General features: G+C 65.9%; 1 pseudogene. It reads left to right on the top strand.

The annotated features are described in order from the left end of the window. Nucleotides 1–410: pseudogene (locus tag WS91_RS04785) on the top strand (glutamine synthetase); the annotation flags it as partial. Nucleotides 411–572: the final 162 nt, after the last annotated feature.

Genomic DNA, 572 nt, shown 5'->3' with positions numbered 1-572 from the left:
CGCGCTTCATGGCCGCGCCGATCAACGTGCAGTGGGGCTACGACAACCGCACGGTCGGCTTCCGGATTCCGCATTCGGCGGCCGCCGCGCGACGGATCGAGAACCGGATTCCGGGCGTCGACTGCAACCCGTACCTCGCGATCGCGGGCACGCTCGCGGCGGGCTACCTCGGCGTCACGCAGGCGCTCGAGCCGACCGAGCCGCTCGCGAGCGACGGCTACAGCCTGCCGTACCAGTTGCCGCGCAATCTCGAGGAAGGGCTCACGCTGATGAGCGCGTGCGCGCCGCTTGCCGAGATGCTCGGCGAGAAGTTCGTGAAGGCCTATCTCGCGTTGAAGGAAACGGAGTACGAAGCATTTTTCCGCGTGATCAGCTCGTGGGAGCGCAAGCACCTGCTGCTGCACGTTTGAGCGTGCGTATGCACGACGCATTCAGGAGATCGAAGTGACGTATCGAACCGAAGACATCGCCCTCGTTCAGCCGCTGCGCGCGAGTGCGCAGCAGCGCCGCACGAGCGCCGAATATCGCGCGCTCGACGCGGCGCACCATATCCATCCGTTCTCGGACATGGG

Origin of the sequence: Burkholderia sp. MSMB1498 (assembly GCF_001526245.1) — a bacterium.
In the GTDB taxonomy this organism is placed as follows: domain Bacteria; phylum Pseudomonadota; class Gammaproteobacteria; order Burkholderiales; family Burkholderiaceae; genus Burkholderia; species Burkholderia savannae.
The sequence above is the reverse complement of the archived record's forward strand: the minus strand, read 5'-3'. Positions and strand labels throughout refer to the sequence as shown.